This is a genomic window from Mogibacterium neglectum, from assembly GCF_030644205.1.
In the GTDB taxonomy this organism is placed as follows: domain Bacteria; phylum Bacillota; class Clostridia; order Peptostreptococcales; family Anaerovoracaceae; genus Mogibacterium; species Mogibacterium neglectum.
In genome coordinates, this window is the sequence record NZ_CP128647.1 from 197,651 (window position 1) to 221,837 (window position 24,187).

Below are 24,187 nucleotides of genomic sequence, written 5' to 3' on the forward strand. Positions count from 1 at the left end.
CGAGTATAACTTTCGTAAAAAGGATAGCAATATAGAAAGGAGTGTGTTTCTATGAAAAAAGGAAAGAGAATATTTGCTTTTATGATTTCCTTTATGACAATGTTTGCTACGATATTCAGTAATCAAGTATCTGTGCGAGCAGAAGACACAACTGGTTTAAAATTTACAAAGATTGAGGTGACAGATACAGCAGGAAATGTTAAAGCAGATCTTTTAGCTGGTGGAAAGCTAAGTTTGGAGGAGGGAAAGGATTACTACCTGAATGTAGCATACTCTGTTCCGCCCAGCTTACAATTCTCACACACTTATATGGATTTGACTTTGGGTAACGGGCTCTATTACATGTCTCTGCCTGGTTCAACTTGGCAGACAGGGGCGATTAGCAGTACGGGATTTGAGCAATTGACACAGTCTCCAACTGGTAATGCTGATTCGCCGTATGGGTATCCTGCGTCTACAGCTGATCCGAGTGGGACGCCTCCCACTGTTGGGAAATCAAAGTCGGGAAAGATTGCGTTCAGAAGCAAGTATTCTCTAACGAACATTGCTTCTACAAAGGAGATTCAATTTCGTTTAGATAAGGCTTATGAGAATATGGATACCAACCAGATTCTCAACAATGTCATCAAATTGAATCTGCGAACGGATAGTAGCAACTTTGTTGATTCTAAATCGTATTCGGTAAATGCTAAAGACAATCCTACTTTGGGATTTTGGCCTAATGTCAGTTCAGAAGTTGTCACAAAAGGTGGTCAAACAAGTCAGTTGTCTGTAGGCACAACTGGAGCTGGTGAAGGCTTCCTTACTAAAGCAGGAAGTAGCACTACAATTGATGTTGTCTATCCGAGCGACATACAATTCGATGGATTAACAGAGGATGGAGTCTATCATATGGATGGGGTCATAGGATCCACCACAGATGATGGAACCAATAAGACAACGCGGGTGACATTTCCAGAGAATGGTCGCCTCATGGGGGATTTGGTTCTAAAACCTAAATTTACAGTACCGAGCACATCATCACGTCCAAATGGATCAACATTCCAAGTTAAACTTAAGAATTTGAGTCAGACGGTCTGGAATGAAAATATAGGTAGAACATCTACGACTAAAGAACAAAACCTACAAATAACAATTCTGGATGGCTCCACCCCAGAGTTGATTACCAAGGTAAACGTACGTGATACCATGCCTAACTGGGCCAAGAAAAAATATGACACGTATAACGTACGCTTTGGAGGACTGATGATTCGCAATGAGATGGGGACGACATCTCAGCCCAAGAGTCTGGAGATGACTTTGGATAAGGATGATACAGCAATCATTCGCGGTGTCACCATTCCATATGCGACCGGAATGCATTACGGTATGTTGACGTGGACTTCTGCAGATGGTAGAAGCGGGACGATTGATCCAAATCTTCTGACACATAGCGGAGTTTCTACATTAATTAAGAATACAGACTTAGGTCTTGGAATCAACGATTCCATCAAAACCATTAAGGTAGATCTTGGAACAATTCCTGGAAAATGGAATGGAATGAAGTATGAGGACAACACCAATTACGACTTTAATTCAGAGACAAATGCTTACAACGTTAAGCCAGGTGGACGCAATTCGGCTTTCATTGATGAGAGCGCATATTACGGTTGGGAATATATGCCAGGCGGTGTCTTTGGAACCTGGAAGAAGGGAACAGATGCCAATGTCAAGAGTACCATTAAATTTTATAACACTGGGAGCACCCCTAAGGACATAAATACATATGAAGTGCTTGGGAAATCAGGTCCGCCCAAGGTCGTAAACGGAATTGGAACTATTGATAAATCTCAAATTAACGGAGGGGATAAGTTCCATATATCCGGAAAGACTAGTGATGCAAACTGGGATTGGAATCCACTGCAAGAACCTGTCTTTTACGTTATGATGCCTGAAGGATTTAGCTACTCCAACCTAAAAGTGACAAACGGAAAACTTTCAAAGCCGACTTATGTCGGAGAGTTTACCCATGGGAGCGAGAAGGTCAAAGTGTGGAAGTACACTGTTGATATTGGACAAGAAACCAGGGGGCAATATCAGCCGGATTTCAGTTGGAAGACTTCCGAGATTAGCATGGATGTGGCAACAAATACGGACGCCAAAGTCGGCACTTATCATATCAATGATTTCCTTGGAATGACTACAAAGGACTTCAAAGATATTGGAGCTAAACTTAAGAATATGCGTTGGGATAGTGCAAATTCAACAACAGAAAAGTACACGGCTGATTTCGGCAATGCAGTTAATGGCGGGGAGTCCATGTCTTCTCTGTCAGAAAAAACAGGCATTAAAGTAAACCAAGCATATGAGGTAAAGGCAGACTCGCGTTTGATTGTTCCAAATGGTGATCAGGGTGATAAGACATATATATATGATCCTAGTACAGAGAGCACAAAAAAAGAAACGACGCCAATTTTAGATAGAGGAGGCAAAGTAACACATAGGATTATCGTACGTAATAACACGACTAAAATTGTTAAGCATACCACACTGTACGTTCCTCTGTTTTTAGAGAACAAGGATAACGGTTTAGGATATCATCCTGAAGGAAAGACTCAGTGGCCTCTAAAACTGACCGGAACGGATATGACGTCCAATTTTAAGGTTAAATACATTAAATTCAAGCCCGGCAAGAGTTATAGTCTTAACCAGGCACCAAAGCTTGGCGATTACGATGAAGTAACTGATCCTGCACATGCGGATATGGCTGTGTTTGATTCAAAGAAGGCGCTTGCGATTGGCGATGGGGGTACAATTGACTTAAATTATGAGGTCAGCAAGACTTTGCCGAGCAGATATAATGGAAAAGTTAATGTAATCTCTCCTGTTCTTGACTACGATATTGATGGTAACACTTCAACTTTAACTAGACAGTCTTCTGCAGTCGGGTTCAAGACAACATCAATGGACATTCCGGTTGAGAAGGTGTGGGTAGGTAAAGAAGGTAACGCTGCAAAGGTACACCTGTATGCAGGAGATACAGAGGTTGATTCTGTGACTTTAAATGCCGGCAATAACTGGCAGCATACGTTTGCAGGACTTGATAAGTACAAAGATGGAAAGGAAATCAAGTACACAGTCAAGGAAGATGCAATTGCAAACTACAAGTCCGAGATAACCGGAGATGCAGCAAGCGGATTTACTGTAAAGAATACCAACATTGAGAAGGTGACAGTGCCTGTAGAGAAGAAATGGGTTGGAAAGAGCACAAACAAGGTAGAAGTAAAGCTACTGGCAGATGGCACAGAAAAGGGAAGTGCCGACCTGACAGCTGCTGATAATTGGAAACATGAATTCAAGAATCTGCCAAAGTATGATAGTGCGGATGGTCACGAGATTGTTTATACAATCAAGGAAGTTAAAGTAGATGGCTATAACACTGTAATAAGTGGAACAGCAAAGGATGGGTTTACAATCACAAATACCATCACTGGCAAAGTATCTATACCTGTAACCAAAAAGTGGGTAGGTAAAGAAGGTAACGCTGCAAAGGTACACCTGTATGCAGGAGATACAGAGGTTGATTCTGTGACTTTAAATGCCGGCAATAACTGGCAGCATACGTTTGCAGGACTTGATAAGTACAAAGATGGAAAGGAAATCAAGTACACAGTCAAGGAAGATGCAATTGCAAACTACAAGTCCGAGATAACCGGAGATGCAGCAAGCGGATTTACTGTAAAGAATACCAACATTGAGAAGGTGACAGTGCCTGTAGAGAAGAAATGGGTTGGAAAGAGCACAAACAAGGTAGAAGTAAAGCTACTGGCAGATGGCACAGAAAAGGGAAGTGCCGACCTGACAGCTGCTGATAATTGGAAACATGAATTCAAGAATCTGCCAAAGTATGATAGTGCGGATGGTCACGAGATTGTTTATACAATCAAGGAAGTTAAAGTAGATGGCTATAACACTGTAATAAGTGGAACAGCAAAGGATGGGTTTACAATCACAAATACCATCACTGGCAAAGTATCTATACCTGTAACCAAAAAGTGGGTAGGTAAAGAAGGTAACGCTGCAAAGGTACACCTGTATGCAGGAGATACAGAGGTTGATTCTGTGACTTTAAATGCCGGCAATAACTGGCAGCATACGTTTGCAGGACTTGATAAGTACAAAGATGGAAAGGAAATCAAGTACACAGTCAAGGAAGATGCAATTGCAAACTACAAGTCCGAGATAACCGGAGATGCAGCAAGCGGATTTACTGTAAAGAATACCAACATTGAGAAGGTGACAGTGCCTGTAGAGAAGAAATGGGTTGGAAAGAGCACAAACAAGGTAGAAGTAAAGCTACTGGCAGATGGCACAGAAAAGGGAAGTGCCGACCTGACAGCTGCTGATAATTGGAAACATGAATTCAAGAATCTGCCAAAGTATGATAGTGCGGATGGTCACGAGATTGTTTATACAATCAAGGAAGTTAAAGTAGATGGCTATAACACTGTAATAAGTGGAACAGCAAAGGATGGGTTTACAATCACAAATACCATCACTGGCAAAGTATCTATACCTGTAACCAAAAAGTGGGTAGGTAAAGAAGGTAACGCTGCAAAGGTACACCTGTATGCAGGAGATACAGAGGTTGATTCTGTGACTTTAAATGCCGGCAATAACTGGCAGCATACGTTTGCAGGACTTGATAAGTACAAAGATGGAAAGGAAATCAAGTACACAGTCAAGGAAGATGCAATTGCAAACTACAAGTCCGAGATAACCGGAGATGCAGCAAGCGGATTTACTGTAAAGAATACCAACATTGAGAAGGTGACAGTGCCTGTAGAGAAGAAATGGGTTGGAAAGAGCACAAACAAGGTAGAAGTAAAGCTACTGGCAGATGGCACAGAAAAGGGAAGTGCCGACCTGACAGCTGCTGATAATTGGAAACATGAATTCAAGAATCTGCCAAAGTATGATAGTGCGGATGGTCACGAGATTGTTTATACAATCAAGGAAGTTAAAGTAGATGGCTATAACACTGTAATAAGTGGAACAGCAAAGGATGGGTTTACAATCACAAATACCATCACTGGCAAAGTATCTATACCTGTAACCAAAAAGTGGGTAGGTAAAGAAGGTAACGCTGCAAAGGTACACCTGTATGCAGGAGATACAGAGGTTGATTCTGTGACTTTAAATGCCGGCAATAACTGGCAGCATACGTTTGCAGGACTTGATAAGTACAAAGATGGAAAGGAAATCAAGTACACAGTCAAGGAAGATGCAATTGCAAACTACAAGTCCGAGATAACCGGAGATGCAGCAAGCGGATTTGTTGTTACAAATACCTGTGTCGATAAGCCAAAATCTAATATACCAAGCGACAAGTCATATGGTAAGAAAATCGTCAAGAGACATAATCCTAAGACGGGTGATATGACAAATATAATGCTTTATTGCACAGTGCTTTTAGCTGCTGTACTTGGACTACTGGTAGCTTTGATTAAAAAGCATAATAGATAAAGGATCATCAAAGTTTTAAATCCATAACTTTCTTTGTGGAGTGATCTAAAACCATAATCCACAATTGCGGTCTAAAATGATTACAGAGATTAATAATTTCTTGAAAATGAGAAGATGTTAATCTCTGTTTTTATATGGAATCAAGAAAGCATTTCACTCGAATCATTTCATTGTTTCTTTACCTAAATTGCAATTTCAAGTGTTCAAGTTGATTTTACAATTAACAAAAATATTAATTGGTAAAATTCTTACAAAAATGTATAATGCCTTTGATTAGTTCATATTTATGAATGACCGATATTATTAACAGTTTATAGTTTGATAATATATCTTTTTTAATTAAATACTAAAGAAAGAAGGAACGATTATGAAAAAAAGACAAGCACTGTCAATTCATAAATTATTCGTATTGCTACTATCTTGTCTGATGATGATTGGGATAGTTGCACCGAATATGGAAGCTTTTGCGGTTGAAAAGACAACGACGGATTTTAATCTGGCAAATCTCAATCTATATGAGTTCAAATGCCGCCAGGAGAATATGCAGGTCATTAGCTCTGGTTCGGGAACTCTGAAAGAGGTAGTCACACCTAATGGTGCATGGACCAAAAGTACGGTGTTCATGCATAAGTATGAGAAGTCCAATTCTCAACAGAACTATGATAACGTGCTTGAGCTCCTCTTCACTAATTCAGGTGAAGTGAATGGCAAAAAGGTGAATGTACGAGTTAAAGTTTCTCACTTACAGCTGAATCCAACTAGATATTATGCTCAGCAGGCAAACTTTAATGATGCCAATGCAGGTGTACCTTTTTTGACAGTTGACCAAAACTGGGGAGATAGCGGAATCCAGCTGATGGACTATGTTTATCCTGATCACCCTAATTTCACTAATGACAATACTTGGTCTTTCAACACTAAGACAGATGTCACGGCAACTCTCGAGTACGCAGATGGCACACCTTGCGATTTAAAGCTGACGATGCAGCCGTCTGATATCGATGTAAAGCCAGGAAATCCTGCAGCTGGAACTGTCGGACCATCTTTTCATGAAGAAATAGGTGTTAAGAATCTTGATAGTACTATTGATAAAATCGTTTACAATAGAGCGGTTAGTCTGGATGAGGAAAATGGAGCTGGTAACTGGCATTGGTGGAAAGCTAACGCGAACATCACTGCAGCCGGAACTAGCGGACAAGATGAATACAACAAAACAGGATTTGTTATGCGTAGTAAGACAAACTCGATTACTTTCGCATACAATTCCTCTGCAACGAGCGGTGGACTATTCAAATTTTTTGCTGAAGTTCCTTACCACAACAATCCTGGCACAGCAGCAAAGAAAACTGTAGATAAGACAGAAGCTCCAAAGCGTGTTGGAGAACCTATCAACTATACTGTAAGATACACAGTCCCAAGACCGGGAACTGATATAATTGATGATATTAAGTCGTTAAAATTTGCTGATACCTTTGATAAGAAGGTGGATTTCAAAGAGGCAGTGATCAAGTTTGATGGCAATACTCTAGTCGAAGGTCAAGATTATCGAGTAACTGTGAAGCCAGATAATGAAAATGATCAGGATTACGTAGAGATTAATATTATCAATAATGCTTTATTTGCAAGGGATAAAGGTGGAAAGGTATACGAAATAACTTACAAGACTGAAACAAATAGCAGGGCGCTAGTAGAGGGCGATAATACTATTACGAATTCAGCAGCAAAGATGTATTTTGATAACGTGCCAGTTAATACGAATACCGTTAAGACAAAGCTGTTACCACCAACTAAGCCTAAGAAGGACGTTTTTAAAGACGATATGTCTACTAGTGTTGACGGAAAGGCAGTTAAGGGAGGAGATGTACTCACATATAAGGTAACATACAAGAACACTTTAGGAAAGAAAGACGATGTTACGATTACCGACTCGATTCCTAAGCACACGACATATGTTGCGGGTTCTGCTGATAACGGTGGAGTTGAGAATAATGGCGTGATTACGTGGAAAAAGAAGGATATTGGCAATAACGAAACATTTACGGTTACCTTTAAAGTCAAGGTGGATAAAGATGTTGACGGAAAGCCAATAGATAACCAGGCTAAAGTTAGCACAAGTGACTACAAGTTCGACACGAACAAGACTCATAATCCAACGCCAACTGAGCCTAAAAAAGAAGTATTTAAATTTGGCTCTACGACGAATATTGATGGAAAGACAGTTGCGCTAGGGCAGAAGCTAACATATGTGATTACCTATAAAAATACAACTGGAGAAAGCCGTGATGTAACTATTACAGATAAACTCCCTAAGCATACTTCATTCGTAGAAGCAGATAATAATGGGGTGTTTGCTTCTGGTCAAGTTGTTTGGACCAAGAGAGTCGCTGATGGTGAGACATTTAAAGTTGCATTTACTATAAAGGTAAACGATGATGCTGATGGGATCACAATACCAAATAAAGCGAATGTAAACGATGGCTTCAATGATTCCGATACTAATTTAGTTAAGAATCAGACTCCTAAAAAGATGATGATTATTAAGCGCACACCTAAAACTGGTGATGATAATGGTATTTTGATTTATGGTGTTGTTCTGGTTTCGTCTCTGACTGCAGCATTTGCTGTATCGAGAAAGCTTAGAAAAGCCGGAAAATAATTAGGTGGTTCATCTAAGAAAATCCCGGATGACATACTTACAAATATCTATAGGATTGGTTGATTCCAATCCTATTTTTATGGTGTTATATTTTTTTGAAAGAAGATATAGGGTGGACAAAATGAGTTGGTAAAATCATATGAAACACTTGAAATTTCAAGGTGTATTAAGGCTATATCTTCCTTAGAAATAGTATTCAATGAGGATAGTAAAATGAAGCGTGTTATTTATCCTGCTTGTGGAAATAGTTGTATCAAGTATGGAAGGAATAAATCTGATTCACAAAGGTGGATTTGTAGGAATTGTAAATCCATTAATACACCCAAAATAGATAATCTAACCAAGCAGCTTAATATATTTCTTAAGTGGCTTTTTAGTAAAGATATTCAAAAAGACATGCCTGGATGTGGTCGTATTTTTAGGAGAAAACATCCCAGTTTTGGGATATATGGACATTACCGCCAATTGTAGAAGAATAACATTCAGTGGTGTTCGTAGATGGAATTTATCTATATCGTAATGCTTGTGTTTTAATTTGCTGTGATAGAAACAATGTGCTTGGTTGGTATTTGTGCCGATATGAGCATGCAAATGCATGGATCTCATTAATGTCCAGGATTGCTGAACCTATGGGGAGAGCTACACAAGTCACCTGAATTTCAGAATTATTGGGACTAGTGACCAACATGTTTTGTACGATAATCCTTTTTGTATGTTGCCGGAGGAAGAGCATCTGGATTTGAAGTTTATATTCTAATCCGATTGTAATAGGTGAAGACATATCTGAAGATGACCATTTTCACTTGAGCCTTCTTTATCTTATATGTTGGGATCCTGTAAAGGGTCTCCTTTTTAGGAGTAGCAAAGATGCGAGCATTGTCATAGAAGTGACCTACTGCGTTAAGGCTTTGAATTACATTGTGACGGGCAAGCACCGCTTTGAAATCTTCGCTGGTATACTGGATGCCGCGGCCGCTGAGCAGGACAGTCCCTGCGATAGGGAATCTGTTCGTAGCAACCTTAAAAGTGTCAATGCATAGTTCACTGTACATATTGTCGCGCATTAACAATAAAAGTATTTAGCCGTTTAAGCAGTCCGTTATTGGTTATATATATAATTTGCCATCGCAGCAAGCTACTTGAGATATATCCGTCAGAACTTCTGATATGGTTTATCAAAATGGAAGTCTTGTTTTATCAGATTCTCTCTTTCCTGAGTCTCTATGGATACTTTCGCTGGACCAAGATGCTTGCGCCTGCATTCATATAACCAGCCGTTCTCACGAATTGTGCGTGTTGCCCTGCGTTTATCGACTTTGATGCCCTGATGAACTAGTGCGAGTATCATTCGCTTAATGCCGTAATTATCATTAAATAGGGATTAATTAAGAACTTCCCACATAGAAGCCGAAGTAAGCACATCCTTATCGGGTTTATCGAGACTCCTTACATATCTGTAATAGCCAGTCTCGCTTACCTTAAGGATATCACACATGATATTTACGGACTATCTGTTACGATGTTCATAGATGAAACCAAACCGCTCACGTGCCATTACTTATTCTGACCTTTTGTGAAAAACTAAAGTCTCTTTAAGAATTTTATTGACTCGTTCTGTTCCGCGAAGCATAGCTTCCAGCTCACTGATTCAACGATTCTTTTCAGAAAGAGGCGGAACACTGTATCCGTTTCCAACGAAAGCCTGCTCACCGCATTCCTTTCGGAGCTTACGCCAGTTGGTCAATGTGTAATATTTGAAGCCGAACTGTTCAGCAGTCGTTTTCACACCAATCTCATCGGATAACCGAATGGCTTTCAACTCGAATTCTTTGTCGTATTTCATACGCCCCACCTTTCTGATGATATAATATCACTTATTAGTGGATTTAACGACTGCGTTTAAATGATACTACTTCAGCTAATATAATGATAAAAGGGGAGAAATATGGCGTATATTGAGATGAGACACTGCTTCAAGCGGTATGCTTCTGGAGAAAGCGAAATAGTAGCAAATAATGATGTAAGCTTTGAGATTGAAAAGGGTGAACTAGTGATTATTCTTGGGGCTTCGAGTTCAGGAAAATCCACAATTCTCAATATCTTAGGCGGAATGGATACCGCTAGCGAGGGTGAGGTAATTGTTGATGGAATTGATATCGTCAAACTCAGTGATAGAGAACGCACCCTATATAGAAGAAATGACATAGGATTCGTGTTTCAGTTCTATAACCTAATACCGAACCCTACAGCAAGGGAAAATATAGAGTTAGCGTTGGAAATCGTCAGAGATGCAAAGGATGCTGTAGAGACTCTTAGGCCGGTGGAGCTAGGGGACAGAGTGGATAATTTTCCAGCACAACTTTCTGGCGGAGAACAACAGAGAGTTTCCATCGCAAGGGTTGTTGTTAAAAATCCAAAGCTCTTACTCTGCGATGAATCTACTGGAGCGCTTGATTATAAGACTGGAAAAGATGTGCTTCATATCTTGCAAGAAATATCGCGGAAAAATGGTGTAACAGTTGTAATTGTGACGCGTAATTCAGCAATCGTTCCGATTGCAGATCGCGTGATTTATTTGCACGATGCCAGTGTTAGGTCGGTTGAAGTTAATGAGAACCCGTCAGATATAGAGATTATAGAATATTAGGTGGGGTAGGTATTATATGAAGAAAACTATGGGGAAAGTGACACGGAGACTAATAAAAAATTGCTAGGACGTTTCTTGTCTATCATGTTGCTAACTATGCTTGGGTCGATGACTTTAATTGGATTAAAATCTGCGGGACCGGATATCAATAGGAGCGCGAACGAGTATTTTGAGAGGCTAAGCACTATGGACTTAGCGGTGATTGGAAGCCAAGGTCTGGGAACTGCAGATGAGAAGGAAATTAGGGAAGCACCCGGTGTAAGTGAAGTGGAGTTCGGTAATTTCGCAGATACGAGCATTGCAAATTCTTCATCAGCTATACGCATATACTCAGCACCTCGTAAGTTATCGAAGTTTGAGGTAGTTAGGGGAAGGATGCCAGCACGAGAAGACGAAATCGCGCTCATGGAGAGGTACAGCGGAAAATATAAAATAGGTGATGTCGTTGAATTTTCTGAAAAAAGCGATAGTTTAATGCAATTAAAGAGACATGCATACAAGGTTACGGGATTCATAAATTCATCTGAAATTATCGCTGATAATACGCTGGGACCAGCTAATGCGGGCTCTGGTGCGCTTTCAGGATATGCAGTTGTAGCAAAGTCTGCTTTTAAGCAGAATGTTCCAGTGATTGCTAGGATAAGATTTAAGTATCTAAAGGATGTGGATAGATTTGGAGACTCATATACCAATAAGCTAAAAAACACAGTAAGGAGCTGGAGAAATTAGTGAGTGACAATGTTTCCGCTAGAAAGGTAGAGCTGGAAAAAAGCTAAGAGCGGAATACGAATGGCAGCTGACAGGAAGTAACACCAGCGATTTTTACGTAGGTCAAACAAATATAAGCAAAACCATATTGATGGAAAAGCTGCTTATCTTTCGAAGATATCAGTACCTGAACCTGAATATCATGTCTATACATTCAGAACAATGCCGGGTAGCGACGGTGTAAAAATTCTAAGAAACATGTTGTTTGGTACAAGAAAGGTGGGAAATGTATTCCCCGTCGTTCTATACTTAATAACAGCACTCGTAACTGTGGCTAATATGACACGATTTGTTTATGAAGAACGCACCAATGCTGGGGTTATGAAAGCGCTCGGGTATACTAAGCAGGATGCGACTAAGCAGTTTGTTATTTTTGGTATCTGTTCAGGTGGAATTGGGTCATTACTTGGAGTACTACTTGGGACGTATGGGATACCATATATCTTATGTTCATCTCTGATGGCGAATATGACTATGCCTATTCCGGAACTTAAATTTAATTGGACTATTGTAGTTATTGCAGTTTTACTTTCATTATCGTGCACGGTTATGCCAGTGCTTGCCATTGTACATCGAGAGTTTAAGACGAATGCAGCACAGCTGCTACTGCCTAAGCCGCCAAGCAATAGTTCAAGGATTTTGCTAGAGCGTGTAAAATTCATATGGAAGAGGATGAGTTTCATTCAGAAATTTACTGCAAGAAATATATTTAGATATAAGAAGCGTATGTTAATGACAATATTCGGAGTCATTGGATCAGTTGCGCTACTCTGTGCTGGACTTAGAATCTTATCTTCGGTCAATGATATAGAGGGAAGGCAGTTTGGAGATCTTATAAAATATGATGTGGTTGTTACAAAGTCTGAGGAGATTACAAATGATGAGCAAATTAAACTTGACAAGATTCTAAAATCATCAGGTGTTACAAGATATGAAGATGTGTATATTAAGCAGTTATCACAACAGATAAAAGGAGTGGATGATGAGCAAGATATTACCATCATGGCGACATCTAAGAAAAGCTTTGCCCCTCTCATTGATATAAAAACAAAAGCCCTACATAATTCCATTACTTTACCAAAGAATGGAGTTGTAATTACAGAAAAGCTAGCAAAGCTACTAGGGGTATCGAAGGGAGACACATTTATTCTTAATAAAGGAGGCAAGACATATACCGTTAGAGTTAGTGAAATTGCCGAGATGTATGCAGGACATTATATATTTGTTAGTGACGATTACTATTCACAGGTATGGGGTGAGACTCCTGCCGCTAACAGTTATTTGGTCAAGGTCAATGAGAAGAGTGATATTGCTAATGTGGTATCAAAATTCACGAATCTAGAAGGTGTTAAAGGAGTAGCTCATAATCTCAATATAATCGAGCAGATTCATGGTGTATCAAAATCTTTGCTGACGGTAATGTTTGTTTTGACGATTATGTCGACTCTGCTAGCCATAGTGATTCTCTATAATCTAACTAACATAAATATGGTAGAACGAGTCCGCGAGATATCTACCGTTAAGGTCCTCGGATTTCTTAATAAAGAAGCCACCATGTACCTATACCGTGAAACTATAGTGCTATCAATTGTCGGAATTGGACTAGGACTTATATCGGGTAAAATACTACATGATTTTATAATCGCGTATGTAGCCCCATCGCACGTTATGTTTACACCCAATATAGATTTATGGACATATATAGTTCCGAGCGGAGCAGTTATAGGAGTACTCTGTGTGTTATGCGTTTATTTAAATCGCATGATTAGAAAACTCAATATGCTGGACGCATTAAAGTCGTTTGATTAGAAAACCTCTTGATTTACGGATTGCTCAATTGATACAGGGTATGATGTGTATAAGCTTCTCGTACTAGGCGCAGATGCGGTTGCTGTAGGACGCAGAATACTTGGACATCTGCTTAAGGACGGAAAAGATGGAGTAAACAAGAAGACTTGAGAGATGAATCAGCAACTGTCTGAGCTAATGATGTCTACAGTTGTTAAGGATACACACTCCTTTGATGAAACGGTATTGTATATATAGCTGATAAATTTATCATAAAATATGTGATAAAGTATTGACAAAGTTTTGAAATGAGCTAGAATGGAAATAGTAAAATAAAAAATGATTATATAAATAAAAAATCTTGATTAAGGAGGAATATGATGTAGTAAGTGCAACAGTTGGACTTTATAATTTCGAGAGGATGCATGGTCCTATCTTATGGTTTAATCAAGATGGCATATAATAGAAACAAATATGGTAGAGCGTTCCATTAGGGAACATACCATAAGTAACATTTTCTCTATATTCCTAAAATGCGGAGGGCGAGCTAAGAGTGCTCGTCCTTCGCATTTATATATTTTTTAAAAAAAGTCATAAAAACCTCTTTACAAAGTTAGAGCCCTCTAATATAATAAGCATTAGTTAGAGACGACTAACAAAACAGTATATAATTACCAGGAGGTGTTTACATGTACGTTGTATATTGGAGTGCTACAGGCAACACTGAGGCAATGGCTAACGCCGTTGGCGAAGGCATCGGTGCAGATGCTAAGGTTGTGCCTGTATCTGAGATAAGCGTTGCAGATGTAAAGGGTGATGACAAGCTTGCTCTAGGATGCCCTGCTATGGGAGCAGAGGTACTCGAAGAGGAAGAGTTTGAACCATTTATCGCAGAGCTAGAAGGTTGTTGTTCGGGCAAGAAGGTTGTTCTATTCGGATCGTACGATTGGGGCGATGGTGAGTGGATGCGTTCTTGGAAGGATCGTATGGAAGAAGCTGGCGCAGTAGTTGTAGAAGATCCAGTTATCTGTAACAACGAGCCTGATGATGCAGGTCTAGCACAGTGCAAGACTCTCGGTAAAGCACTAGCAAACGCTTAATCATACCTAAAGTGTGAGTTTGTGACCAGGGATGGTACATTCGAATAATCGTACAGATGATATAAACATAATTATGCTTAATAACCATAAGTAAATATATCCAAACCATAATAATCATACTTTCAACCTACATATTTAAGTCATTTTGTTAATCGCCAAAAGCCGGGGGCATGAGCCTCCGGCTTTTGGTTTGGTTGGTTCTGCTTTAGCAGAGGATTCACCGAGCGATGGTGAGGTGAATCAATAAACCACCGGCTATGCCGGTGTGATTAGAATAGCTTTAGCTTCAAGAAAAATACCTCCAATGTTATCATGATGTTGGTTCGCCAACCATATCAAATAACAAAGGAGGTTGCCATCATGGATGACAAAAATACTCTAGCACATACAAGCTGGAGATGTAAATATCATATAGTATTTGCACCGAAATATAGAAGAAAAGAAATATATGGAAAGTACAAAGTAGAAATAGGAAAGATGATAAGAATCCTATGCCAAATAAAAGGTATCAACATTGTTGAGGCTGAGTTATGCCCTGACCATATACATATGCTTGTAGAAATACCGCCAAAGTATTCTGTATCGCAAATTGTCGGATATTTGAAAGGGAAAAGCTCACTTATGATATTCGATAAATTTGCAAATTTAAAATACAGATATGGAAATAGACATTTTTGGTGCCGAGGGTACTATGTAGATACAGTAGGTAAAAATGAGAAAAAGATAGCTGAATACATACGTACACAACTTCAAGATGATATAGTTGGTGATCAAATGACACTAAAGGAGTATATTGATCCATTCACAGGAAAGAAGATGAAATAGTCCTTTAGGACTCGTAGGAAAGTATGTGCGGTTGGCGAATCTTTTCAACGCATCTTAAGATGCAGCAGGTAAAAGGCCCTTATAGGGCTAAAACAAACCACCGGCTGAGCCGGTGGTCATGATTGTGCATTCAAAACTTTTGCTATAATGATTTTTTACCTTCGGATATTTTATTTGCAAAAACTATGATTGATATACTGATCAACATCACTGCAACTGACATAATCGTTCCTTCAAGTCCAAAACCCGTGTTGTATGCGAAGCTATTTGTGACATGCTTAGTGTCGAGAGTAAATATTGAATAGGATGATACTTCACCACTATTTGGAAGACCTAGTAGAATATTCTGATTGAAGTTCCAGGTTGTGTGACAAGCCATAGCCATCCATATACTATCGAAATAATGAACCATGAGCGCAAATAGTACACCTGTGAGGAATATGTCGAGAAGTGGTAAAAATGAAATATGATCATTTCCAAGGTGAAGCGCCATAAAAAACAAAGAAGTCACGAATATCGCCACCCAAGGATTTGGATATCTGTGCAATATCTTCTGATACATGAATCCACGGCAGATTAGTTCTTCTGCGGATGATTGAATGAATACCGCAATAAACATTAGGAGGATAGGGAATATCTCGAACTTCGAAAAGCTGAGCTTAATATCTCCGTGAAGATATGCAGTTAGCGCGCATATACCGTTCATCACAAATCCAGCTGTGAAACCGATCAATAGGTTTTTGATATTGTTCCCGTTCTTGCGATATTTTAACGTCTCTAGTATGTAGCGATTTGGTTTAATGCATAAAATGGCAATTAGAAAGACAAACCATATGCTCCAAAAAGGTATATATAGTTTAAATGTCTCGGTATACGCATCGCTGAACAGTGTGTAATTAATTGGAATAAGCTCTAGTAAACCGCTTGCGACGGTGAGCAAGAAAGTTAGTGCCCAAATCCAGAGTATATTGTCTCTGAATCCGTATTTCTTTGTGTTATTTTCTGTCATTATTTATATAGAAATCCTTTCTTTTGTCCGTTTCGTTTATCTGTATCTAGTATGTATCTCGCATTGTCATACCAAGCACAATATGAAAGATAAGAGATTATACCATATATGATATATGGAAAAGAAAATTTTGCACTTCAAAACGTGCACTTTCATGAAGAATATTTCATAAAATAATTTTGCACAATTGGTTAAATACATGTATAATTGATTTGAAAGTAAATGCAGATGGTTACTGCATTAGGATTAACAAAATTTTTTAAGGGGGTAGTTATTATGGCTAAGAACAAATACGCTGGAACACAGACTGAGAAAAACCTAGAAACAGCTTTTGCTGGTGAATCTATGGCTCGCAACAAGTATACATATTTTGCATCAAAGGCTAAGAAAGAGGGATTTGAGCAGATTGCTGCACTATTTCTCAAGACTGCTGATAATGAGAAGGAGCATGCAAAACTTTGGTACAAGGAGCTTAATGATGGTGTAGGCGACACCGCATACAATCTCGAGGATGCGGCAAATGGTGAGAATTACGAGTGGACGGATATGTACGATGGGTTCGCTAAAACTGCTGAGGAAGAAGGGTTTCCAGAACTAGCAGCTAGATTCCGTTCTGTTGGAGAAGTTGAAAAGCATCACGAAGAGAGATACCGTGCACTTCTCAAGAATGTAGAAATGAAGGAAGTATTCGAGAAGAGCGAAGTTAAGGTTTGGGAGTGCCGTAACTGCGGACATATCTGTGTAGGAACTAAGTCTCCAGACGTATGTCCAGTTTGCAATCACCCACAGTCTTTCTTCGAGATTCACGCAGAAAACTATTAAGGAGATAGTCCATACGGCATTAAAAGGCTTCGGTTCGCCGAAGCCTTTTTTCGTGGTTAATTTAGGGGAATTCAAAGTTTGGCATGAGACAATAGAAGAGTATACTTTTCCTAAATACATCACTATAATTCGTGAAAGCTGGTCAATTGGAATTAACCAGATGAGAGGAAGCTAATGATTGAAGTACGTGAATTACGAAAAGAATATAAAACTGGTGATTTTATCCAAAAAGCACTTGATGGAGTTTCTGTAGCATTTCGAGATAACGAATTTGTCGCCGTTCTTGGTCCTTCAGGATCGGGAAAGACTACGCTTCTCAATATACTGGGAGGTCTAGATACAGCTAATTCTGGCGAAATAATCATTAATGGGATTTCCACTAGAGAGTATAAATCAACAGATTGGGATAAATATAGAAACCATAGAATAGGATTCGTATTTCAGAGTTATAATTTAATCCCGCACCAAACAGTTAGGGCAAATGTTGAACTTGCGATGGCTCTAACAGGGGTAGAAGCCACAGAGAGGAGCATAAGAGCGGAGGAGGCACTTGCTGCTGTTGGCTTAAAGGGTCATGAAGACAAGAAGCCGGGACAACTTTCAGGTGGACAAATGCAAAGAGTTGCAATTGCAAGGGCACTTGTCAATAACCCTGAAATTGTTTTAGCAGATGAACCTACAGGAGCTCTTGATACAGAGACTGGAGTTCAGGTCATGAAACTGCTTCAAGAAATAGCCAAAGATAGATTAGTCATAATGGTAACCCACAATCCCGCATTGGCTGACCAATATGCAAGTAGAATCATCACTCTTAAGGATGGGAAAATATTGGAAGATAAAAACCCTGTCATAGAAGAAGAGTTGAAATCAAGTGCAAGATCTAAGGTAGTCCCTGCTGATATTGGAGAAAAAACTTCCATGAGTTTTCGCACAGCACTTTCATTATCTTTTTCTAATTTGATGAGTAAGAAGGGAAGAACATTTTTGACTGCATTTGCAGGATCTATAGGGATTATCGGAATAGCAGCTATACTAGCCTTATCAAATGGAGTGAATGACTACATTGCTAAGGTAGAGGAAGATACTATGTCATCCTATCCTCTTACGATATCCAAGAATACAGCAGATATCTCAAGTATGTTTGCAGGTATGTCAGGGAAATCTAAAGATAACAAGAGTTCAAATGGAGGTAAAGATGATAGTAATGCAAAATCCGAAAGCGAGGAAATAAAGCAGAATTCGGTGCTGGGTTCCGTATTTGGAAACACTCGTCGTAATGATTTGGTAGCTTTTAAAAAGTTTCTGGATAAAAAGGATAATGCAATTAGAAAAAATGCTTCTGTTATTACATATAATTACGGTATAACACCACTAATTTATCAAGAAAAAAGTGGTTCAGAACCGATTCAAGTTAATGTTTCAAATGATATGGACGCAAATTATGAGAGCTTCGGTATTCAGAATGTATCTCGCACAGGATTCTACGAGATGCTTGACAATGAGAAACTTTTACATGAGCAATATAATGTAGTATCAGGTAAATGGCCAAAGAATTATGATGAAGCTGTGCTTGTCTTAGATAATGACGGTTCAATCCCAGATTATAGTTTATATCAGCTGGGATATTATGACCGAAAAGCATACAATGAAGCTGTAATCAGATATAGACAGACAGGCAGATTGGAGCTAGAGCAACAGAAGCGAACAGCATTTAGATATAAAGATGCTTTAAGACTTAGATATAGCGTAATCTCGCCGGGTGAAGTATATTCATATAATTCAGCGAGTGGCACGTGGCTCGATCAATCTAAAAGCAAGTCTTTTATGGAAAGTAAACTGGATAATGGAATTAAGCTTAAAGTTGTAGGAATTATAAAGCCTAACGGTAAATCGAGAACTAGTGCATTACAACCTGGCATAGGTTATCTGCCATCCTTAACTTCTAAAGTCATTGATAGAATGAAGGGGTCAGAGATAGTTAAACAACAATTGGATAACCCTGATACTGACGTATTTACAGGTAAAACCTTTGCCTCTCTTAAGAAGTCAAATGGTGCTTTGTTTGATATGAGTAAGCTTTTTAGCGTAAACCAGGCTATGCTTGTGAGTGCATTTAAGTTCGATGCATCCAAACTACAGAAAGTATTTGGGAGCAGTGCTTTGTCAAATTTGGACTACGCAAAAGCCTTGTCAGATATAGATATGACGAGCATGTCGCAGAGTATGATGAAAAGTATTATGCAAGAACTTGCAGGCTTTCCGACATATCTACAGCAGCAAAATATTGCGCTATCTCCTGAAGAACAAACGATGATCTTAAGTGAGTCAAGTCAATTGGTGGCAAAGCTCCTTGCTGGTTATCCTGCATATGCAAATGATTATGCAACAAAGCATCCAGGGGCGACACAGAATGAAATAGTAACAGCTTATCTATCTAGTAAGGAAGCTAGGACTGCAGTTTCAAATGCTGCAACTAACATTGCTCAAAAACTTGGAAATAGTGAACTTGGAGTCACAATAGAGAAAGCCCTAACTAATTATATGCAAAACAGAATGACCAAGATTATTGTTAAATTCATGAATCAGGTGATGATTGCAATGGAGAAACGACTTGGTTCTCAACTTGGAAGTGGCGTCGCCATGAACAAACAGATGGCTAGAGCATTTAAGAGTGCATTTATGGTAAATCCTGCAGTGTTTGCAAAAGCTTTTTCATTAAATATGGATCAAACGCAGATGACAGCATTGTTCTCTCAATTTATGAATACAAGTTTGGTTACATATGACTCGAATCTTAAGAAGATTGGATATGCCGATAAATCTAATCCTGAATCAATATCAATATATACAAGTAACTTCGAGCATAAGGATAAAGTTATCGCAGGTATCGACAATTACAATGCGCGCATGAAGAAAACAGGGCACAAGTCGCGAGTGATTACATATTCAGATATCATGGGGACGCTACTATCATCAGTTACAGATATCATAAATATGATAAGCTATGTATTAGTTGCGTTCGTCAGTGTATCACTTATTGTAAGTTCGATAATGATTGGAATAATTACGTACATTTCAGTACTCGAACGCAAGAAAGAAATAGGTATCTTGCGTGCAATGGGCGCTTCAAAACGAAACATTGCAAATATATTCAATGCTGAAACTTTCATTGAGGGCTTAATGTCCGGTGTATTTGCAATAATGTTCGTATATATCGTGAGTATTCCGGTAAATGTTATAGTGCTAGCTAAATTTAATGTTGAGAGCATTATGCGCCTACCTTTTAAATCTGCAATTGTATTAATTGGGATCTCAGTATTATTGACATACATAGCAGGTTTGATTCCAGCTAGCAAAGCGGCAAAGAGAAATCCGGTTGATGCGTTGCGAAGTGAATAGTTTCAACGTATAAACTATTTTTTTATCACAAAAATAGTTTAAAAAATACATGCTATAGATTATGTAACAGTAACATTTATCACTTGCGATTGTTGATTTGTTGTGATGTATCAAAAAATATATTACGATAATAGATATACTATATATGAGGATACTTAAAAAAGAGGAGGTAAAATATGGCAGATTACAGAAAAAGAATAGTCATATTGGTTATCGGCTTGGTGGTCCTAGTTGGTCTTGCAGGCTGTGGGAAAAAAGGAGAATATAGCAGTTTATCTGAAGAAGAAAGAATAGACAAGGGATTAGATGCGTTTGAGCATTTGAAAAATGGTAAGATCCAGATAAAGGGTCATTCCAAGTATAATATAAAGGCACCAAAAGACGGTCAGAAGTCGGAAGGTGAAGTAAATAGAAGTTTCACAGGAGATTTCGAGACGAGTCCAGAGCATATTCTAGGAATTTATGATGATGGAAAAAATAAATTTGAATATTATCACGATGCAGTTTCGGAATTTTCAAAGACTAAAAGCGACACTGAATGGTATAACGATACAGATAGCATGAAAAAATACCGTTATAAACAACCAAATGGAATAAACAGAGTGGCTATAGAATTTCTCAGATCTAAGAAAAAAGATATCAAGGTTACAGATGATAAAGATAGCTATACACTTCATTATGAAACTGATGACGTAAAACAGCTAGGTGCAAATGGTGATTTTCTCGTTGGGGGAAGCTATAATGGCCCTGTTTTTCACGATGATGATTCAGATGCAAAGGTAAAGATAGACCTTAAAATTTCAAAAGAAGAGTTTAAGCCTTTATCGATAAAATATACTTGTGAGCAAGATAACAGTGACATTTCGTTAAAATTTAAAGCTATGGTAAAATATTCTAAGCAGAATTCAGGTGTAAGAGTGAAAGTTCCAAGAGGTATTGATACAGCTAAAAGCAGATAGGAGGAGAGAGTATAATGAACAAGAAACAAAAATTAGGTTTGGTAGTATTGGCTTTTATTTTGAGCTTTTCCCTCATGTCTTTCAAAAAGAGTGCGAAAGCCGATGTAAATACTTTTGTCGAAAAACTACGTAATGCTGAAAGTTTAGAGTATGAAGTTATTGCTTATAATAAGAATGATGCTTCTAATAAGTATGCAAAAAAATTTGGCTCGGATACAATTATTAGACAAGGGCAGATTCAGTTTAATCCACAGGTTTACAGCGAATACACATTAAGCGGTTATGGCAGTTTTAGTGATAACGACGAAATTGAAAAAGCGAAGCGTACATTTGCAATTGTTGATAATTTAAACAGCTATGCGAGAATCTATTCCTCGGAACCTAAAGTTGGTTATAAGGGGTTTTCTGCTATAAAGGATAAAGGGTGGATATGGATAGATAAGGATGACCTAGAAGCTCCAGAAGTTGGTCGAAATGAAGAGATACTTAAGCTTTATGAGAAATATGCCGATAAGTTTAAGAGGACAGAGGATGATAATTATATCTATCTCGATTATAAGGGTGATGTAACGAAAGATTTTGATCAGGTTGGCAAAGCGCAAACAACTTTTATAGATAATAAGGTGTTTAAAGAAGGTAAATCTTATATTTATTCAGTAAAACTGCGCATACATTTGGTAATTGAGAAGAAAGATAAGATTACTGGAGAGAAAATGGTGCCAAGTGAAGCCCGTATCCAAATCAAAGCAAAAGGAAAAACCGACGGAAGTGTAGCGAAGCTATCGAATGAGGACAACTTTATTGCTTCTTACCGTGATATAAATAAGGTAAAGAGCATTGAAAAGCCTGCAGGAATTTAAATTACATATAATCATTTAAAAATGTGAGACTTGCGATATTATATAATTTAATTGCTGCACAGGTAACATATGTAAGAAGAGATTTTACAAAGAGGAGATAAAATATGACAAGTCACGGAAAAAGAATAGTCATATTGGTTATCAGCTTGGTCTCTTTAATTGGTCTTGTTGGATGCGGTCAGTCCAGCGACAAGCAGGATAATAACAAAAAGCTAACCAAAGAAGAAAAGATTAATAAGGGATTAGATGCTTTTTACAATATGAGAAATGGAAAAATTCATATAGATAGCAAACTCCATTATGTCAACAATAGACTCAAAGACGGAGATGAAGGAGAAAAAGATCTTAATAATACAGTTGATGCATCTTTTGAAATGGGACCTTTATTGGTCCGTGGGAAGATAAAACAATCTATACGTGGGAAGGTAAAGCAAGTTAAGGGTAGTATGGAGTACTATGGAACTGACCTGGAAGAGTATAGAAAAGAAGATAAAGATAAGAATTGGAAACAGAAAATTTATGCAGGCAATAGACACAAGTTGCCAGTGGGATTCAACAAAGAGTTAATTGATATTCTAAGGACAAAGAAAAAAGATATAACTGTTACTCAGAATAAAAACAGTTATACACTTCACTTCGAGACAGATGACGTGAAATTCTTAAGTGCAAATAGCGATATTTTCTTTGGTGCAGTATACACTACGTTTTACGTTAATGATTTAGATGAAAGTGGAAAAGCAACTGTTGATTTAACTGTTTCTAAGGATGGGTCTAAACCAATATCGATTAGGTATTCTGGTAATACTGTGAGTAACCTTGGCAGTAAAAATTTCAGAAGTACGGTTAAATATTCAAAACAGAATACAGGTGTCCGTGTTAACGAACCTAAGGGCATTGATAAGGCTAAAGGTATTTAGGGAAGGGGCAATAAGATGAGACAGAAACGAAATATAGTTTTGATAATACTTGCCATGATTATGGTTCTGTCCCTATCCTCTTGTGGCCAGAGCAGTGGTGATGTGAAAACATTTGTTAAGAAAGTTAAAGAGATAAAGAACTTGGAGTATGAGACGATCGTCTATAGAAGATATATTGTTTCTAATGGAGCAACTAAAGGTTTCAAGGGAGAGACTCGTATTAGACAAGGTAAAATACAGCTTGATCCACAGATTTTCAGTGAGTATTATATGGGTGGTTCTAGTCAATCTTATGATGTTGAGACGACTGAAAAGAGCCTATTGAGGTTTGGAAGCACGGATTACTTGAATATCGATTATAAGGTATATTCCCCAAATCCAAAGGAAGTTTATGCGGCAACAAAGTTATCATCTAAAAACTATGCATGGGAATGGAAGAAATCAAAGGAAATAAGTAGTCCTGAGTTAGGTATCAAAACGTCGTTCTTAGATGTGTATGAACATTATGCAGACAAGTTTAAACAGACAGAGGACGACTACTACTTCTACCTGGATTATAAGGGAGATGTGACTAAAAATCTCAACCAAATTGGTAAGATGCAGAGAGCAATCATACCTAAGAGCAATTTCTTTACAAAAGGTAAATCTGCGATACAATCATGTAAGCTGGAGATTCATCTAGTAATGAAAAAGGGAAAAGGTGGTCCAACTCCATGTGAAGCTAAGATTAAGATTACCACTAAGTTAAAAGATGCTTCTTCTGGAGTTACAGTAGACAACGAGGATAATTTCCAGGCTTTCTATCGCGATATCAATGAAGTGAATAAAATCAAGAAACCTTACGGATTTGATGCGAGCAATGTGAAGAAATCTTAATTTTAGAACCACCTGCTAATGGTACATGACATAACTAGATTATGAAAAAAATGGAC

At 38.4% G+C, this 24,187-nt stretch carries 18 protein-coding genes and 1 pseudogene; 15 read left to right on the plus strand and 4 right to left on the minus strand.

Annotated elements, in window-relative coordinates:
- Positions 1-51 precede the first annotated feature (51 nt).
- The 3 genes and pseudogenes from QU661_RS00915 to QU661_RS00925 all read left to right on the plus strand — a co-directional run.
- Positions 52-5,505: a Cna B-type domain-containing protein gene (locus QU661_RS00915; protein ID WP_304989903.1), complete on the plus strand. Its 5,454-nt coding sequence runs from the start codon at positions 52-54 to the stop codon at positions 5,503-5,505.
- A gap of 367 nt (positions 5,506-5,872) precedes the next feature.
- Positions 5,873-8,161: an Sgo0707 family adhesin gene (locus QU661_RS00920; protein WP_304989904.1), complete on the plus strand. Its 2,289-nt coding sequence runs from the start codon at positions 5,873-5,875 to the stop codon at positions 8,159-8,161.
- Between the two features lie 213 nt (positions 8,162-8,374).
- Positions 8,375-8,790: pseudogene (locus QU661_RS00925) on the plus strand (IS256 family transposase); the annotation flags it as partial.
- Between the two features lie 117 nt (positions 8,791-8,907).
- Here QU661_RS00925 and QU661_RS00930 read toward each other — a convergent pair.
- From QU661_RS00930 to QU661_RS00940, 3 genes are all read right to left on the minus strand, one after another.
- The gene (locus tag QU661_RS00930) at positions 8,908-9,213 is read right to left on the minus strand and encodes a hypothetical protein (protein WP_304989905.1); all 306 of its coding nucleotides are present in this window, start codon (positions 9,211-9,213) and stop codon (positions 8,908-8,910) included.
- 101 nt (positions 9,214-9,314) lie between these two features.
- Entirely contained in the window at positions 9,315-9,509 is a 195-nt protein-coding gene (locus QU661_RS00935) for a hypothetical protein (protein ID WP_304989906.1), read from the minus strand.
- A 300-nt stretch (positions 9,510-9,809) separates the two neighbouring features.
- Positions 9,810-10,004 (minus strand): helix-turn-helix domain-containing protein, encoded by a 195-nt coding sequence (locus QU661_RS00940; protein ID WP_304989907.1) that lies wholly within the window; start codon positions 10,002-10,004, stop codon positions 9,810-9,812.
- A 102-nt stretch (positions 10,005-10,106) separates the two neighbouring features.
- On the opposite strand from QU661_RS00940, the gene QU661_RS00945 reads away from it, so the two are divergent.
- From QU661_RS00945 to tnpA, 6 genes are all read left to right on the plus strand, one after another.
- Complete coding sequence (locus QU661_RS00945) at positions 10,107-10,808, plus strand: ABC transporter ATP-binding protein (RefSeq protein WP_304989908.1); 702 nt, start codon at positions 10,107-10,109, stop codon at positions 10,806-10,808.
- 84 nt (positions 10,809-10,892) lie between these two features.
- Positions 10,893-11,537 carry a hypothetical protein gene (locus tag QU661_RS00950; RefSeq protein ID WP_304989909.1) on the plus strand — a complete coding sequence of 215 codons (645 nt, stop codon included), beginning with the start codon at positions 10,893-10,895 and terminating at the stop codon, positions 11,535-11,537.
- Between the two features lie 318 nt (positions 11,538-11,855).
- Complete coding sequence (locus QU661_RS00955) at positions 11,856-13,385, plus strand: ABC transporter permease (RefSeq protein ID WP_304989910.1); 1,530 nt, start codon at positions 11,856-11,858, stop codon at positions 13,383-13,385.
- Positions 13,386-13,430: 45 nt separating this feature from the next.
- A complete protein-coding gene (locus QU661_RS00960; RefSeq protein WP_304989911.1) occupies positions 13,431-13,535 on the plus strand; it encodes a hypothetical protein in 105 nt (34 codons plus the stop codon).
- Between the two features lie 518 nt (positions 13,536-14,053).
- Positions 14,054-14,464, plus strand: a complete 411-nt coding sequence (locus tag QU661_RS00965; RefSeq protein ID WP_304989912.1) for a flavodoxin — start codon at positions 14,054-14,056, stop codon at positions 14,462-14,464.
- A gap of 360 nt (positions 14,465-14,824) precedes the next feature.
- Complete coding sequence (gene tnpA, locus QU661_RS00970; protein WP_304989913.1) at positions 14,825-15,289, plus strand: IS200/IS605 family transposase; 465 nt, start codon at positions 14,825-14,827, stop codon at positions 15,287-15,289.
- Between the two features lie 142 nt (positions 15,290-15,431).
- Here the strand turns inward: tnpA and QU661_RS00975 are convergent, their stop codons facing one another.
- Complete coding sequence (locus QU661_RS00975; RefSeq protein WP_304989914.1) at positions 15,432-16,298, minus strand: CPBP family intramembrane glutamic endopeptidase; 867 nt, start codon at positions 16,296-16,298, stop codon at positions 15,432-15,434.
- A gap of 276 nt (positions 16,299-16,574) precedes the next feature.
- Here QU661_RS00975 and rbr point away from each other — a divergent pair, with 276 nt between their 5' ends.
- The 6 genes from rbr (at position 16,575) to QU661_RS01005 (ending at position 24,131) form a co-directional block, all read left to right on the plus strand.
- A complete protein-coding gene (rbr, locus tag QU661_RS00980) occupies positions 16,575-17,120 on the plus strand; it encodes a rubrerythrin (RefSeq protein ID WP_304989915.1) in 546 nt (181 codons plus the stop codon).
- 174 nt (positions 17,121-17,294) lie between these two features.
- Positions 17,295-20,519, plus strand: coding sequence for an ABC transporter ATP-binding protein/permease (locus QU661_RS00985; RefSeq protein WP_304989916.1), 3,225 nt, complete (start codon positions 17,295-17,297; stop codon positions 20,517-20,519).
- Positions 20,520-20,695: 176 nt separating this feature from the next.
- Positions 20,696-21,478: a DUF6612 family protein gene (locus tag QU661_RS00990; RefSeq protein ID WP_304989917.1), complete on the plus strand. Its 783-nt coding sequence runs from the start codon at positions 20,696-20,698 to the stop codon at positions 21,476-21,478.
- 14 nt (positions 21,479-21,492) lie between these two features.
- Positions 21,493-22,338 (plus strand): hypothetical protein, encoded by an 846-nt coding sequence (locus QU661_RS00995; protein ID WP_304989918.1) that lies wholly within the window; start codon positions 21,493-21,495, stop codon positions 22,336-22,338.
- A 104-nt stretch (positions 22,339-22,442) separates the two neighbouring features.
- A complete protein-coding gene (locus tag QU661_RS01000) occupies positions 22,443-23,255 on the plus strand; it encodes a DUF6612 family protein (RefSeq protein WP_304989919.1) in 813 nt (270 codons plus the stop codon).
- 15 nt (positions 23,256-23,270) lie between these two features.
- Positions 23,271-24,131, plus strand: coding sequence for a hypothetical protein (locus tag QU661_RS01005; protein ID WP_304989920.1), 861 nt, complete (start codon positions 23,271-23,273; stop codon positions 24,129-24,131).
- The last annotated feature ends 56 nt before the right edge of the window (positions 24,132-24,187 follow it).